The sequence below is a fragment of the Micromonospora sp. WMMD754 genome (assembly GCF_049315235.1).
GTDB lineage: Bacteria > Actinomycetota > Actinomycetes > Mycobacteriales > Micromonosporaceae > Micromonospora > Micromonospora sediminicola.
Genome location: NZ_CP186058.1, coordinates 908686 through 922764 on the forward strand (window position 1 = coordinate 908686; position 14079 = coordinate 922764).

Sequence of the window (14079 nt, forward strand, 5' to 3'; positions counted from 1 at the left end):
CCCCGAATCCGACCGACGTCACCCACTCAGGAGTCCGTCACCATGTCCGTCACCCTTTCCGCCCACGACAAACTCACGCTCCGAACAGCCGCCTACGGCGCCGTCACGCTGCTGTCCGCCGCCGGAGCCGCCGGCGGCTCACCCCATCGGATCGCCACCGACGGATCCATCGCCCTGGCCTCGGCAACCGGCCTGGTCGGGCACGTGCTCGCCGAGAAGTCGACGGGCGTGGACCTCAGCGGCAGGTCGGTTGCCGCGATCGCCGACCGGGTGCTGCCCGCACTGACCGAGGCGATGCGCCTGCTCGCCCGGCAGGACCCGAGCGAGGCCGACAACTTCCGCCGTACCGTGGTGGTCGCCCTCGACGCGGGCGTGCGGAGTCGGCAGGGCGGGCCCGGCCCCGCCGTCACCGACATGATCGACAAGATCGGCGCGGCCCTCGACGCCGCCGAGGTGATCGCGTGACGGCCCCGGCGATCTCGGTCTCGGGGCTGCGCAAGGCGTACAAGGACAAGTCCGTCCTGGACGGCATCGACTTCGAGGTTCCCGCCGGCACCATCTTCTCCCTGCTCGGCCCCAACGGCGCGGGCAAGACGACCACGGTCAACGTGCTGACCACGCTGCTGGACGCCGACGGGGGCACGGTCCGTGTCGCCGGCCACGACCTCGCCACCGACGCCCGCGCGGTCCGCGCCGCGATCGGCGTCACCGGCCAGTTCGCGGCCGTCGACGAGTTGCTGACCGGCCGGGAGAACCTCCAGCTGATGGTCGACCTCAACCGGCGGGTGACCGGCGACGGCAGGCGGATCGTCGCGGGTCTGTTGGACCGGTTCGAGCTGGCCGCCTCGGCGGACAAGCCGGCCTCCACCTACTCCGGCGGCATGCGGCGCAAGCTCGACCTGGCGATGACGCTGGTCGGCGACCCAAAGATCATCTTCCTGGACGAGCCGACGACGGGCCTGGACCCCCGCAGTCGCCGCACCATGTGGTCGATCGTGCGGGACCTGGTCGCCGACGGTGTGACCGTCCTCCTCACCACGCAGTACCTGGAGGAGGCCGACCAGCTCGCCGACCGCGTCGCGGTGCTCGACCGGGGTCGCCTGGTCGCGCAGGGCACGCCCGAGGAGCTCAAACGCCTCGTTCCCGGGACCCACGTACGCCTGCGGTTCGCCACCGCCGCCGACCTCGACGCCGCCGCGGGGGTATTCCCCGAGGCGGCCCGCGACGACGACGCGCTGGCCCTGCGGGTGCCCGCCGACGGCGGCACGAAGTCGCTGCGGGCCGTGCTGGACCGACTGGACGAGCACTCCCTCAGCGCCGAGGGGTGCTCCGTGCACACCCCCGACCTCGACGACGTCTTCCTCGCCCTGACGGGCCACCCCACGGAGGTGGACGCGAAATGAGCGCCAACTCACTCGTCATGCTGCGCCGCAACGTCAAACACCTGGGCCGGAACCCGACGTCGGTGTTCAACGCCGTCCTGATGCCGATCATCATCATGCTGATGTTCGTCTACATGTTCGGCGACGCCTTCGACGTCGGCGTCGACTACATCGACTACGCGACGCCGGGCCTGATCCTGCTGGCCGTCTGCTACGGGCTGGGCGGCACCGCCACGGCGGTGAACTCCGACATGACCAAGGGCATCATCAACCGGTTCAAGGTCATGGACGTCTCCCGCGGCGCGATCCTGGCGGGCCACGTCATCGCCAGCCTGCTGACCAACCTGATCGCCGTCGCGGCGCTCGTCGGGGTGGCCTTCCTGCTGGGGTTCAGCCCGAATGCCGGCCTGGTCGACTGGCTCGCGGTGGGCGGCGTCACGGTGCTGCTCGCGTTCGCGGCGGGCTGGTTCACCGTCGCGCTGGGGCTGTCCGCGAAGTCGCCGGAGACGGCGGGCATGGCCGCCGTCCCGCTGGTCATGCTCCCGTTCTTCAGCAGCGCCATCGTCCCGGCCGAGAAGATGGGCCCCGGCCTGCGGCAGTTCGCCGAGTACCAGCCCTTCACGCCGATCATCGAGACCGTGCGTGGGCTGCTCGACGGCGCGCCCGACACCACCGACGCGTCCCTCGCGGTCGCCTGGTGCGTGGCCATCGCGCTCGTCGGCTACCTGTGGGCGCGCTCGACCTTCCGCAAGCGAGCGTGACCTTCGCCGGTGGAGTTGTTCGCGGCGCCGCCCCGGCGGCCCTGGCCCGATCCGGCAGTGCCGCGGACGTCAGGGCACCGCCGGATCGAGAACGCCTGGCGCGCGGCACCCGCGCGCCAGGCGTGGTGCGCGGCACGCCGTCCGGTGGGGAGCGTTCCCGCCTCGCGCCCGCCGTCACGCTGGCTCCGCGGTCGGAGCTGCTGCCGGCTCACCGGCAGAGCCAGCGGATCGGTCGTCCCACCGCCGACGGGTCGGCGTCCGTGTCACCGAGCTGCTCGCCCGCGATGATCCGCCCGTCGTCGCTCACGACCCACGGCACTGTGTGGCGCAGGCCGACGCCCGGTTCGGGAGCCGGCAGGTGGAGCAGGCGGGAACCGGTCAGCAGGGCGCCGGTCGGATGCGCCACCGGTTGGCCGTACGAGCCCACGGTCCAACCCCGGGAGTTCACCGCGACCGGTACGAACTCCGCGCTCGTGTGCGGGGCGACGAAGTCACCGGTCCGCAGGTCCAGCAGCGTCGGCGCGTACAGTGCGCGCGGCTGCTCACGGGGGGTGGAACCGAGCAACCAGTTTCCCCCGACCGACCGGGGCAGGAATCCGCGCGCCCCGTTGCCCGCCGTGGTCGGCATCGGCAGGAACTCACCGGTTCCGTCCGGCCGCCACCGGTAGCCCCGGTTGAGGTTCGGTCCGTAGCCATCGGTCAGCTCCAGCCCCTCCTCGCTCACCGTACCGATGATCGTGCCGTCGCCGGCGATGCCGATCGCCGTCCCCTCCCACCCCGGCCCGGGCAGCGCGAGGTCCACCGGCTCGCTCGTGGCCGAGGCCCAGAGGACCGGGACCGGCCGGACCCGCCGTCCCACCGGCTGCAGCCGCTCCCCCACCACCCGACCCGCGTCGTCCACCGCTGTCGGCCGGAGGCCGTCGCCTCCGGGGAGGCGGTCGACGCGGCCGTCCCGGACGACGTACGCCCGGTCGTCCGCGGCCCCGACGACCGTGCCGGCCGAGTTGACGGCCGCCGCCACCCCGTGACGCAAGGCACCCGGCAGCTCCGTCACCCGGTCACCGTGCCAGAGCACGGCCGTCTGCTGATCCGAACCGCGTCGCGCGGCGGAGCCGATCAGCCACCGGCCGGTCCGGTCGCCGCCGCTCACCGCGCCGCCGTCCGTGCCCTCGGGCAGCGGCAGGGGCGCGACGGCGCAGGCCGTCGGCGGCGGCACCGCGGACGGCGCGGGCGGCGGGGCGGGGCGGAGGAACAGCGGTGTCGCGCCGGCCGCCAGCGCGATGGCCACCGCCACCCCTCCCGCCACGGCGCCCCGGTGTCGGCGACGACGCCGACGGCCCTCGCGCAGGGCGTCGCCCAGATCCACCCTCGGCCCCCGGGGCGGCTCATCCCCCGCCTCGCGCAGGAGCAGCGTGATCCGGTCCTCGTCCCATGTCATCGCGTCACTCCCGTCGTCCCGGCCGGCGCTGTCTCCGTGAGCAGCCGGCGCATCGCGGTCAGACCGTGCGAGGTCTGGCTCTTCACCGTGCCCGGGGAGCAGCCCAGGATCCGGGCCACCTCCTCGACCGGCAGGTCGTGCAGGAAGCGGAGCACCAGGACGGCCCGCTGCCGGGGCGGCACCCGGTCGAGCGCGGCGCGCAGCGTCGTCCGGTCGTCGGCGCCCCGGTCCTCGACCGGTCGGGTGTCCGGCGGCGACCCGAACAGCCGCACCCGCCACCAGCCCGTGCGCCGGCCGTCGAGGAACAGTCGCACCAGGACCGACCGGACGTACGCGTCCCGGTGCTCGGCCCGAGCCACCCGGGACCAGCGCTGGAACAGCCGGGTCACGGTCTCCTGCACCAGGTCGTCCGCCTGGTCGACGTCGCCGCTGAGCGCGTACGCCAGACGGTGCAGCGCAGGCAGGCGAGCGCTGACGTACTCCATGTACTCCTGGTCCGATGCGTCTGGCATCCGGTTACCTCCGTCGCTCCACCCGTTCAGACGGGGTCCGGCCGGATTCGGTTGTACGGATCCGCCGGTTCGTTGCCCGCAACGGGGCAGCGGAGGCGGAACGGAATTCAGTACGGTGCCCAGACAGCGACTCTCCGTCGCGTCGATCCGACCCGGAAGGGGCACCTGACATGCGGTGGTGGCGAACGGCTGCGGCGAGTCTCCTCCTGCTGCCGGGCGGCCTGGTCGCCGGCGCTCCGGCCGCGAGCGCCGCGGCCGATCAGGCGCCGCCGGTGCTGGCCGGCATCACCGTCTCCCCCGACGCGGTCTCCGTGTCCGGGGTGGACCTGGTGCCGGTGACCGTGTCCGCGCACCTGACCGACGAGACCGGGGTCGAGCCGAGCGGCGAGATGGACGGCAGCAACCTGCCGGCCGTCACCCTCCTGCGGGCTGCCGGCGCCGACGCGACCGCCTCCCAGTCCGCCGAGCTGTCGCTCACCTCCGGCACACCGCAGGACGGCGTCTGGAGCGCGACGATCCAGGTGCCGTCCACCTGGGACGGTGAGTGGGAGGTCAGCCGGCTGGTCGCGGTGGACTCGGCCGCCAACCGTCTCGACGTCGACCCGCCGGCCTCGGCGGACACGAGGCTCGCCGTCACCGGCACCCACAAGCCCGCGGTCACCATGCGGTTCGCGCCGGATCCGCTGGCCGGCGACGGTCCGCTCACGGTCGAGGGGCGGTTCTACGACGAGGACACCGGCAAGGGCATCGGCAACCAACCGATCTACTTCGGCCAGGACAACCTCTGCGTCGAGTCCCCGAGCCCACCCAACGGCACCACCCGGGCGGACGGCACCTTCTCCCGGGTCTACCCGAGGGGCGACGACTTCCTGCACTGCGTCGGCATCCTGCGCCCGTCCGACATCAGGATCGCCACCTCGTTCATCGTCGTCGCGGCGCGTCACCCGCGGGTCAGGCCGCTTGTCTCGGTGACCGCCAGCAGCACCAGCGTCGCACCGGGCAGGAAGGTCACCTTCACCGGCACGGTCAAGCCCAGCACGCCCGACGTCGTGCTCCAGCAGCTGCGCGGCGGGACGTGGCGCAAGGTGGCCGGCGCGTCGGTCGGCGACGGCGGCCGCTACACCCTCTCCGTGACCCCGCCAACAGCCGGCACCTTCCGCTACCGGGTGGTGGCGCCCAAGGACGACCCGGCGCTGGCGGGCGTGTCCGAGACCGTCACGGTCCGGGTGGTGGCGCCAGGCGGTGCCGGCCAGCCCGACGGCGGCTCCGGCGGCGGCTCCGGGACGCTGCCGATCACCGGCCCCGCGATTCCGTCGCTGGTCGGTAGCGCGGCGGCTCTCCTGCTCGCCGGCGCCGGCCTGATGCTGGTGGCCCGGCGACGCCGGGTGGTCACCGCGACGGAGGGCCACGTCACCGGCCGCTAGGCACGGCAGGATGCCGACGCTTGCCCGGCTTCTCCGGCCCCGGCACGGCGGGGCGGTGTCGGTCGCCCGGGTCGGTCAGGATGACCGGATGCGGTGGGAGATTCCGAACGGATTGCGGTGGGTCGAGCGGGCACCGGCCGGACGGGCGTGGCTGACCGATCTGCCCGGCCGGCTGGCGGACTGCGCGGCGCGCTGGGAGCTGACGCTCGGCCCGCCGTTCGCCTACGCGTTCGCGTCGTTGGCCCTGCCGGCCGAGCTGCCGGACGGGACGCGGGCGGTGCTGAAGCTCCAGTACCCGGACGACGACAGCGTCCACGAGGCCACCGCGCTGGCGCACTGGGCCGGTCAGGGCGCGATCCGGCTGCTCGCCCACGACGCCGGGCACCGGGCGCTGCTGGTCGAGCGGTGCGACCCGGGTACGCCGCTGCACGCGCTGCCGCCCGACGCCGCGCTCGACGTCGCGGTCGGCCTGCTGCCCCGGCTCGGGGTGCCGGCCGGGCCGCCGTTCACCCCGCTCGCCGAGGAGGCGGCCGGCTGGGCGGAGCGGATGCCGGGGAACTGGCGGCGGGCCAACCGCCCGTACGAGCGACGACTGCTGGACGCCGCGCTCGGGCTGTTGGCCGAGCTGGCGCCGGACCAGGGCGAGCAGGTGCTGGTCAACCAGGACCTGCACGCCGGCAACGTGCTGGCCGCCGGTCGTGAGCCGTGGCTGGTCATCGACCCGAAGCCGCTGGTCGGCGAGCGGGAGTTCGCGGTGGTGCCGCTGGTGCGCGGCGCCGAGCTGGGTCACTCCCCGGCGCTGGTGCGGCACCGGCTCGACCGGCTCAGCGCGGAGCTGGGCCTGGACCGGGAGCGGGTGCGCGGCTGGGCGGTCGGCCAGACGCTGGCCTGGAGCATCGGCGGCGACCAGGTCTTCCCCGGCCAGGTCGAGACGGTCCGCTGGCTGCTGGACGAGGGGTGACTCAGCCCGCCTGGCAGGTGGGGCACCAGTAGAGGTTGCGACCCGCCAGCGTGCCCCGGCGCACCTCGGCGCCGCAGACGTGGCAGGGCGCGCCGGGACGGCGGTAGACGTAGACCTCGCCGCCGTGCCGGTCGACCCGGGGCGCCCGGCCCGTCGCCTCCGGCAGGTCCTCGTCGCGCACGGTGTCGATCCGGCCCCGCTCGACCGCGCGGGTCATCAGGGTCACCAGGTCCACCCAGAGGTCCGCCCACCCGGCCGGCGTCAGGTCCCGGCCGGGCAGCAGCGGCGGCAGGCCGGCGCGGAACAGCGCCTCGGTCACGAAGATCAGGCCGGTGCCAGCCACCACGGACTGGTCCAACAGCAGCGCGGCCAGCGGGGTGGGGCTGCGCCGGATCCGCGCGTACGCCCGGTCCGGGTCGGCGTCGGCGCGCAGCGGGTCGGGGCCGAGCCGCTCGCGCAGCGCCGCCACCTCAGGCGGGGTGAGCAGCTCGCAGGCGGTGGGTCCACGCAGTTCCAGCCAGTGCCGGTCGCTGCGCAGCCGCAGCCGCAGCTGCCCGACCGCCGGCGGCGGCTCCCCCGACCCGTCGGCGAACTTCCCGTACAGCCCGAGGTGCACGTGCAGCGTCAGCTCGCCCGCGTAGTGGTGCAGCAGGTGCTTGCCATACGCCTCGGTGCCGTCGAGGACGGTGCCGCTGAGGCGGGCGGCGCCCTCGGCGAAGCGCCCCTGCGGGCTGTCCGCGTGCACCTTGTCGCCGGCGAACAGCTCGGCGTGCCGGGCGGCGAGGCGGTGGATGGTGTGTCCCTCTGGCACGACCGCCAAGGTTAGCCAGCCGGGCCGGGCCCCGCCACGGGACGTCATTGAATCGACGCCTGTCGAATGCCAGACTGGTCGCGTTCGCGCCCGGGAGCCGGTGCGAGCCGCTCGATCCGGGGAGGGACGCGCGGGGTGGTGCGCCACCCGGCGCCGGGCAGCCTCTCCCCCACCCGTCCCGCTGGTCGCGCCACGGCGGAGAGCCGCGCCGAGGCGATCGCGCGGCGGGGCCGTGACCGTCTCCCGTCCGGCGTCGGCCCGGCCCGGCGCCCGCAGTCCCAGGAGTACCCCATGGTTCGCACGTTCGGCGCGGCCCTGGCCGCCGCGCTCGCCCTGACCGGCCTGGCCGCTCCGGCCGGCGCCCTCCGCTCGCCCGCCTCCACGGCGGCGACGCCCACGCCCGCCCCGACGCTGACCTGCCCGCCCGCGCTGCCGGTCAGCGGCCAGGTCACCGGGGCCACCACCAGCAGTCTCACCATCGCCTACTGGATGGTGCTCAGCCCACCCTGCGGCTACGACCCCCCGCTGGTCGTCAGCCTCTTCGCCAGCCGCGAGGACGCCACGCAGTGGCGCGATCCGGTGGCCGAGGCCGTCACGGGCCCGGAACGCTCCGGGTCGGTGACCGTCGGCGGGTTGACACCCGGCACCGCCTACTGGTTCCGGTTCGGCGACACCAAGGGCGTCCGGGATCCGTAGGTGATCGGCGGGCCGGCGCGGACCCTGTCGTTCTGCGCCGCGACGGCCACGATCGACAGCAGCTGGGGCGGCGGCTTCGTCGCCACGGTCACCGTGCGCAACAACGGGACCGCGCCGATGTCGGGCTGGCTCACCTCCTGGCGGTGGTCCGGTGACGAACGCGTCCAGTCGGTCTGGGGCGGGGTCGCGGAGGGCGTCGGCCCGGACGTCACGGTCCGCAACGCCTCCTGGAACGGGACGCTGCCCCCGGGCGGTTCGACGACGTTCGGCCTGCTCGTGGCGACCAGCGCGGCGCCCGGCACCATCACGCCGGACTGCCGCGGGTGACCCGGGGAGGCGCGGAGCGGGCGACGGGTGTCGATTTCCGCGCGCCTGGGTATCCCTTCCCTGTCATGCGCGGCCTCCGCGCCTGGATCAGGAGGTGCCATCGTGAAGATCCTGTCCCGCCGGAACCCTCCGGCGTCGAATACCGATGTGAACGGCGACGGCGTGGTGGACGCCCGCGACGGGAACACCGCCGCGGACGCGCCGGCCGACCGGCCGGTGGTGACCGACCGGGACGCCACGCAGACCACGTACCGCAGCGGCGCGACCGCCACCGAGTCGGAGCGGGCCGCCGAGGCCGACCGGGTCGCGGACGCCGACCGGGTCGAGGTCGCGGAGCGGACCGGCGAGCCGGAGCGGCGGGCGGCGCAGCGGGCCGCCGCGGCGCGCGCGGTGACCCGACGCCCGTCGGGCTCGACCGCGACGCCCGTCGACCCGGACCCCACCAGGGACCGCACCGTCGACCTGGACGGTGACGGGCGTCCCGACCGTCCCGTCGACCCGACCGTGGCCGGCCCCGTGGCCCGCCCCGTCGACACCGACGGCGACGGCCGTCCCGACCGTCCGGTGGACGCCGACGGCGACGGCCGTCCCGACCGCGAGCCCGACCCGGCGCTGACGAAGAAGCCGCGGGCCAGTTTCCTCGCCACGCTCGGCCTGATCGTCTCCGTGGTCGGCGCGCTGTTCGTGCTCTCCGGCACGCTTGCCGGCTACGGCATCGGGCTGGGCGCGGTCGGCGCGGTGCTGGCCGTCCTGGGGCTGATCGCCACCCGGCGCCGGCACGTGGCCGGGAAGACCGACGCGCTGATCGGCGTGGCGGTCGGCATCGCCGCCGTGGTGCTCGGCGTGGTGGCGATGACCGGCCAGTTCGACTGGCCGACGACCGACGGCGAGTGGGTGGGCCGGCTGCGCGAGTGGCTCGACTCACAGTTTGCCGATCGGTTCTGACGGGCACATTTCCGATCGCCGGCAGCGCCGGCAGCCCGACCAGCTCCGGTGGTTCACCGGCCGGGCACAACCTCTTTCGGGGGCGGCGGTTCGCCGCCCCCGAAGTTGTGTCCGGGGCACGGGCGGCCAGCGTGAGCTGTCGACGCAACGTTCCGTCGTGCCGAGCGGTCCAGACGCAATGATCCGCTGCTCGACGCACGTTATCGCGGTGGATGTCGTCGTACCGGGGCGCATAACGTTGGACCACGGCGCCAGCCCGTGGGCCGACCGTGGCCGGGCGCGCCCGACCCTGGGAGCACGACATGACGATGGACGCCACCCGCCAGCGCTTCCTCATGTGCCGGCCGACGTACTTCGCCGTCGACTACGCGATCAACCCGTGGATGGACCCGACCGCCCCGGTCGACGCCGACCTGGCGATCCGGCAGTGGGAGCAGCTCCGCCGGACCTACCTCGACCTGGGTCACGACGTCGAGCTGATCGACCCGGTCGCCGGGCTGCCGGACATGGTCTTCGCCGCCAACGGCGGCACCGTGATCGACGACAGGGCGATGGCGGTGCAGTTCCGGGACCCGCAGCGCGCCGACGAGGCGCCCGCCTACCGGGCCTGGTTCGAGGCCGCCGGCTTCGAGATGTACGACCCGAAGCACGTCAACGAGGGCGAGGGCGACGTCCTGCTGGTCGGCGACCACCTGCTCGCCGGCACCGGGTTCCGCACCGCGCACGCCTCGCACGCGCAGCTCCAGGAGGTCTTCGGCTATCCGGTGATCACCATGCAGCTGGTGGACCCGCGCTTCTACCACCTGGACACCGCGCTCACCGTGCTCGACGAGCGGACCGTGGCGTACCTGCCGGAGGCGTTCTCCCCGGGCAGCCGGGCGGTGCTGCGCCGGCTCTTCCCGGACGCGATCCACGCCACCATGGCCGACGCCGAGGTGCTGGGCCTGAACGCGGTCAGCGACGGCCGGCACGTGGTGCTGCCAGCGCAGGCCACCGACCTGGCCGCGAAGCTGCGCGACCGGGGCTACGAGACCATCGGGATCGACCTGTCCGAGCTGCGCAAGGCCGGCGGCGGACCGAAGTGCTGCACGTTGCGACTCCGTCAGGGAAAGGCGAGCAAGTGATCATCGACGACATGCTGCGGACTCCGTCCGCGGTCCGGGACGCGGAGCGTCACACGGCGCACAACTACCACCCGCTGCCCGTGGTGATCTCCTCGGCCGAGGGCGCCTGGTTGACCGACGTGGACGGCCGCCGCTACCTGGACTGCCTGGCCGGCTACTCCGCGCTGAACTTCGGCCATCGGCACCCGAAGCTGATCGAGGCCGCGCACGCGCAGCTCGACCGGCTCACGCTGACCAGCCGGGCGTTCATCCACGACCAGTTCGCCGACTTCTGCCGGGAACTCGCCGCGCTCTGCGGCAAGGAGCTGGTGCTGCCGATGAACACCGGCGCCGAGGCGGTGGAGACCGGCATCAAGGTCGCCCGCAAGTGGGGCTACCAGGTCAAGGGTGTGGCCCCGGGCCAGGCCAACATCGTGGTGGCGGAGGGCAACTTCCACGGCCGCACCACCACCATCGTCAGCTTCTCCACCGACGAGGACGCACGGGCCGACTTCGGGCCGTACACGCCGGGCTTCACCGTGGTCCCCTACGGCGACCTGGACGCGCTCACCGCGGCGATCGACGAGAACACGGTGGCCGTGCTGCTGGAGCCGATCCAGGGCGAGCAGGGCGTGGTGGTGCCGCCGGAGGGTTACCTGCCGGGTGTGCGCCAGCTCTGCACCGACCGGAACGTGCTCTTCGTCGCCGACGAGATCCAGTCCGGCCTGGGCCGCACCGGCCACACCTTCGCCTGCGACCACGAGGGCGTCGTCCCGGACATGTACCTGCTGGGCAAGGCGCTCGGCGGCGGCATCGTGCCGGTCTCCGCGGTGGCCGCGAACGCCGACGTGCTCGGCGTGCTCCAGCCGGGTCAGCACGGCTCCACGTTCGGCGGCAACCCGCTGGCCTGCGCGGTCGCCACCGAGGTGGTCCGCCTGCTCGCCACCGGCGAGTTCCAGCGGCGCTCGGCCGAGCTGGGCGAGCGGCTGCGGACCGGTCTGGAGGCGCTGCTCGGCAAGGGCCTCGTCGCCGTGCGCGTCCGCGGCCTCTGGGCGGGCGTCGACATCGACCCGGCGCTGATGAGCGGCCGGGAGGCCTGCGAGCGGCTGATGGAGCGGGGGGTGCTGGCCAAGGACACCCACGGCTCGACCATCCGGCTCGCCCCGCCGCTGGTGATCACCGCCGAGGAGATCGACCACGCGGTGGCGCAGCTCGCCGCCGTGCTGGCCGGCTGACTCCGTACGCGACAGGGCGCCGGGACCACGACGGTCCCGGCGCCCTCGCGTGCGACGGTCAGGGGCGCGGCAGCCGCATCGCCATGGTCGGCGCCTCGGCCATCACCGAGTTCGGGGTGTAGGTCGCGTCGCTGGCCATCTCGCCGGCGCGGCCGACCTGCACGCCCGGGTAGAGCTCGATCAGGTCGCCCTCGCCCAGCACCCGGGACTGCTGCGGCGGTAGCGGGATCCGCTCCGTCTCGACCATGGATCCGCCCGGTCGTACGCCGGAGCCGTTCGTGCTGATGTCGGTGACCACCACCTCGCCGCCGCGGCCCAGCGCGAACTGGACGTGGCTGCGGCTGATCCAGCGCCGGGCCTCGTCGTTGAGCCACTGGCCGAGCGTCACCCCGCCCGGCCCGTCCGGCGCCCGCCCGACCGCCACCGGCTCGGTCTCGGTGAGCGCGAAGCGCCGCCGCACCAGCCCGCCGATCCGCACCGCCAGCACCTCGCTGCGCGGACGCGGTCCGCCGTCGGAGAGCCGAGCGCCGTGCCGCGGACACGTCGGTACGCCGGTGCGCAGCGTGGGTGGCGGCTGCTCGGCCGGGGCACGGTCCACCGCGGCCAGGTCGGCGAACGCGCCGCCACCCCCGCCGCCGCCGAACAGGGCGCACCCCGGCTCGGGGCAGCGCCACTGCCGGGAGAGCACCTTGACCCCGGCCGGCGAGCGACTGCCCGTGGTCGGGTCCTGGCCGCCGCCGACGTGCGCGATGAAGACCGGACCGCCGGCGCCGGGCACCGGGGCGAGCACCCGGCCGGCCTGGCCGAGCCACGGGTAGCGGCCGACGAGCCCGTCCAACCGGGCCCGGGTGAGCACCGGCAGGCCGAGCAGGTCGGCCACCTCCAACATCCGGTCACCGGGCTGGTCGAGCACCTCCACCAGGCCGTCGTCGGCCCAGCGGCGGACCACCATCCGCTCGTTGGAGGTCAGGTCCGCGTCGGACAGCAGCGCCCGGTGCACGATCGCGTAGACCGGGACGCTGTCCTCGCCGATCTGCCGGGACAGGGCGTCGATCACCATGCCGAGCCGCAACAGGCTGGCCGGGCGGCCACCGTCCAGGTTCTGCCAGCGGATGACCTCGGCCAGGTCGACCACGGCCCGGGCCAGCGAGGGGTCGGTGCAGACCCGCCCCTCGATGGCGTCCAGCACCTTGCTGATCTCGAATCTCATGCCGCGCTCCGCACGATGTCGTCGCCTGACCCGCCCGGGGCGATCCGCCCCGTTGGGCCGCGCGCCACCACCGTGGCGCGCCCTCCACCTGGCGACGACCCTACCGGCCGCTCCCGACGGCGGCCCGGTGCCGCCCGCCCGGAAGGGGCGCGCGCCACGGCAGGGGACGTCCCCCCGACGCCCCCTGCCGTGTCTCCCCCCGACTCAGCCCGCCCGCAGTGGGCGGCCCGCGTCGTGCAGGTGCGCCAACGCCTGCCGGTACGACTCGATCAGCCCGGTCTCCGCGTAGGGGATGCCCTGTTCGGCGCAGTACGCCCGGACGAGCGGCCGGGCCCGGCGCAGGTTGGCGCGGGGCATGTTCGGGAACAGGTGGTGCTCGATCTGGTAGTTCAGGCCGCCCAGCGCCAGGTCGACGACGCGGCCGCCGCGCACGTTGCGGGACGTGAGCACCTGCTTGCGCAGATAGTCGAGGTTGTCCTCGGCGGTCGGCATCGGCATGCCCTTGTGGTTGGGGGCGAACGCACACCCCATGTAGAGGCCCCACAGGCCCTGGTGCACGGCGGCGAAGACCAGCGCCTTGCCCGGGGACATCACCGCCAGGAGCAGTCCGACGTAGCCGACGCCGTGCGCCGCCAGCAGCAGCCCCTCCACCGCCCGGTGCCGCACCGGGACGCGCCACCGGCCGTCCGGCTCCCGGCCGGTCAGCGCCCGGACGCTCGCCACGTGCAGCGCCAACCCTTCCAGCAGCAGCAGCGGGAAGAACAGCCACGCCTGCCGACGGGCCATCCACCGGCTCAGGCCCCGGGTGGCCCGCGCCTGCTCGTGCGTCCAGACCAGCGCGCCGGCGCCCACGTCCGGGTCCTCGTCGGTGTGGTTCGGGTTGGCGTGGTGCCGGTTGTGCTTGTCCACCCACCAGCCGTAGCTGAGCCCGACCGCAAGGTTGCCGGCGACCAGGCCGGCCACCTCGCTCGGGCCGCGCCGGCGGAACATCTGCCGGTGCCCCGCATCGTGGCCGAGGAACGCCACCTGGGTGGTGGCCACCGCCATCGCGACCGCCAGCGCCGGCTGCCACCAGGAGTCCCCGACCGCCGCCACCAGCGCCCAGCCGGCCAGGAAGGCGCCCAGGGTGAGGACGATGCGGACGGCGTACCGGCCGGGCCGCCGGTGGAACAGGCCCGCCTCGGCGACCCGGCGGGACAGGCGCGCGTAGTCGCTGCCCCGCCGCGCCCCCGGCGCCGCCAACGTGGAAGTGCTCATGCGGTGTCGCCCCCCGG

15 protein-coding genes are annotated in these 14079 nt (G+C 74.5%); 10 read left to right on the plus strand and 5 right to left on the minus strand.

The genetic code is table 11. From position 1 onward, the window contains the following. The first annotated feature begins 42 nt into the window (after nt 1-42). Genes ACN27B_RS04250 through ACN27B_RS04260 form a run of 3 tightly spaced genes read left to right on the plus strand, consistent with a single transcriptional unit; the run spans nt 43 to nt 2143 of the window. On the plus strand, nt 43-465 hold the full coding sequence (locus tag ACN27B_RS04250) for a hypothetical protein (RefSeq protein WP_422743581.1): 423 nt from the start codon (nt 43-45) through the stop codon (nt 463-465). After that, nucleotides 462-1403: an ATP-binding cassette domain-containing protein gene (locus ACN27B_RS04255; protein ID WP_099163828.1), complete on the plus strand. Its 942-nt coding sequence runs from the start codon at nt 462-464 to the stop codon at nt 1401-1403. The genes ACN27B_RS04250 and ACN27B_RS04255 overlap by 4 nt, the downstream gene beginning before the upstream one ends. Further along, nucleotides 1400-2143, plus strand: coding sequence for an ABC transporter permease (locus ACN27B_RS04260; RefSeq protein WP_422743583.1), 744 nt, complete (start codon nt 1400-1402; stop codon nt 2141-2143). Before ACN27B_RS04255 ends, ACN27B_RS04260 begins: the two co-directional genes overlap by 4 nt. 208 nt (nt 2144-2351) lie before the next feature. Here the strand turns inward: ACN27B_RS04260 and ACN27B_RS04265 are convergent, their stop codons facing one another. Further along, complete coding sequence (locus ACN27B_RS04265; RefSeq protein ID WP_422743585.1) at nt 2352-3581, minus strand: hypothetical protein; 1230 nt, start codon at nt 3579-3581, stop codon at nt 2352-2354. Further along, nucleotides 3578-4093 (minus strand): SigE family RNA polymerase sigma factor, encoded by a 516-nt coding sequence (locus tag ACN27B_RS04270; protein WP_099163825.1) that lies wholly within the window; start codon nt 4091-4093, stop codon nt 3578-3580. Before ACN27B_RS04270 ends, ACN27B_RS04265 begins: the two co-directional genes overlap by 4 nt. 170 nt (nt 4094-4263) lie before the next feature. Between ACN27B_RS04270 and ACN27B_RS04275 the strand changes: the two genes are divergently transcribed. Together ACN27B_RS04275 and ACN27B_RS04280 are read left to right on the plus strand one after the other, a co-directional pair. Continuing rightward, on the plus strand, nt 4264-5517 hold the full coding sequence (locus tag ACN27B_RS04275; protein ID WP_422743587.1) for a hypothetical protein: 1254 nt from the start codon (nt 4264-4266) through the stop codon (nt 5515-5517). Nucleotides 5518-5605: 88 nt separating this feature from the next. Further along, nucleotides 5606-6478, plus strand: a complete 873-nt coding sequence (locus tag ACN27B_RS04280) for an aminoglycoside phosphotransferase family protein (RefSeq protein WP_422743589.1) — start codon at nt 5606-5608, stop codon at nt 6476-6478. Nucleotide 6479: 1 nt separating this feature from the next. On the opposite strand, the gene ACN27B_RS04285 is transcribed toward ACN27B_RS04280, so the two are convergent. Further along, on the minus strand, nt 6480-7289 hold the full coding sequence (locus tag ACN27B_RS04285; RefSeq protein WP_422743591.1) for an Fpg/Nei family DNA glycosylase: 810 nt from the start codon (nt 7287-7289) through the stop codon (nt 6480-6482). A 291-nt stretch (nt 7290-7580) separates the two neighbouring features. Here ACN27B_RS04285 and ACN27B_RS04290 point away from each other — a divergent pair, with 291 nt between their 5' ends. The 5 genes from ACN27B_RS04290 (at nt 7581) to rocD (ending at nt 11595) form a co-directional block, all read left to right on the plus strand. Then, entirely contained in the window at nt 7581-7985 is a 405-nt protein-coding gene (locus ACN27B_RS04290; RefSeq protein ID WP_422743593.1) for a hypothetical protein, read from the plus strand. Continuing rightward, the gene (locus ACN27B_RS04295) at nt 7986-8312 is read left to right on the plus strand and encodes a cellulose binding domain-containing protein (RefSeq protein ID WP_422743595.1); all 327 of its coding nucleotides are present in this window, start codon (nt 7986-7988) and stop codon (nt 8310-8312) included. Nucleotides 8313-8459: 147 nt separating this feature from the next. After that, nucleotides 8460-9257, plus strand: a complete 798-nt coding sequence (locus ACN27B_RS04300; RefSeq protein WP_253866179.1) for a thrombospondin — start codon at nt 8460-8462, stop codon at nt 9255-9257. A gap of 308 nt (nt 9258-9565) precedes the next feature. Beyond that, on the plus strand, nt 9566-10381 hold the full coding sequence (gene ddaH / locus ACN27B_RS04305) for a dimethylargininase (protein WP_172968071.1): 816 nt from the start codon (nt 9566-9568) through the stop codon (nt 10379-10381). Next, complete coding sequence (rocD, locus tag ACN27B_RS04310; protein ID WP_172968070.1) at nt 10381-11595, plus strand: ornithine--oxo-acid transaminase; 1215 nt, start codon at nt 10381-10383, stop codon at nt 11593-11595. Before ddaH ends, rocD begins: the two co-directional genes overlap by 1 nt. 58 nt (nt 11596-11653) lie before the next feature. On the opposite strand, the gene ACN27B_RS04315 is transcribed toward rocD, so the two are convergent. Continuing rightward, nucleotides 11654-12805, minus strand: coding sequence for an FHA domain-containing protein (locus tag ACN27B_RS04315; RefSeq protein WP_099163822.1), 1152 nt, complete (start codon nt 12803-12805; stop codon nt 11654-11656). A gap of 204 nt (nt 12806-13009) precedes the next feature. After that, on the minus strand, nt 13010-14062 hold the full coding sequence (locus tag ACN27B_RS04320; protein WP_422743598.1) for a fatty acid desaturase family protein: 1053 nt from the start codon (nt 14060-14062) through the stop codon (nt 13010-13012). Nucleotides 14063-14079 lie beyond the last annotated feature (17 nt).

What these genes read in the sequence shown, in the direction of transcription:
- ACN27B_RS04265 (WP_422743585.1), bottom strand. Translation starts at nt 3,581, where the DNA reads ATGACATGGGACGAGGACCGGATCACGCTGCTCCTGCGCGAGGCGGGG.
- ACN27B_RS04270 (WP_099163825.1), bottom strand. Translation starts at nt 4,093, where the DNA reads ATGCCAGACGCATCGGACCAGGAGTACATGGAGTACGTCAGCGCTCGC.
- ACN27B_RS04315 (WP_099163822.1), bottom strand. Translation starts at nt 12,805, where the DNA reads ATGAGATTCGAGATCAGCAAGGTGCTGGACGCCATCGAGGGGCGGGTC.
- ACN27B_RS04320 (WP_422743598.1), bottom strand. Translation starts at nt 14,062, where the DNA reads ATGAGCACTTCCACGTTGGCGGCGCCGGGGGCGCGGCGGGGCAGCGAC.
- ACN27B_RS04260 (WP_422743583.1), top strand. Translation starts at nt 1,400, where the DNA reads ATGAGCGCCAACTCACTCGTCATGCTGCGCCGCAACGTCAAACACCTG.
- ACN27B_RS04250 (WP_422743581.1), top strand. Translation starts at nt 43, where the DNA reads ATGTCCGTCACCCTTTCCGCCCACGACAAACTCACGCTCCGAACAGCC.
- ACN27B_RS04280 (WP_422743589.1), top strand. Translation starts at nt 5,606, where the DNA reads ATGCGGTGGGAGATTCCGAACGGATTGCGGTGGGTCGAGCGGGCACCG.
- ddaH (WP_172968071.1), top strand. Translation starts at nt 9,566, where the DNA reads ATGGACGCCACCCGCCAGCGCTTCCTCATGTGCCGGCCGACGTACTTC.
- ACN27B_RS04275 (WP_422743587.1), top strand. Translation starts at nt 4,264, where the DNA reads ATGCGGTGGTGGCGAACGGCTGCGGCGAGTCTCCTCCTGCTGCCGGGC.
- ACN27B_RS04290 (WP_422743593.1), top strand. Translation starts at nt 7,581, where the DNA reads ATGGTTCGCACGTTCGGCGCGGCCCTGGCCGCCGCGCTCGCCCTGACC.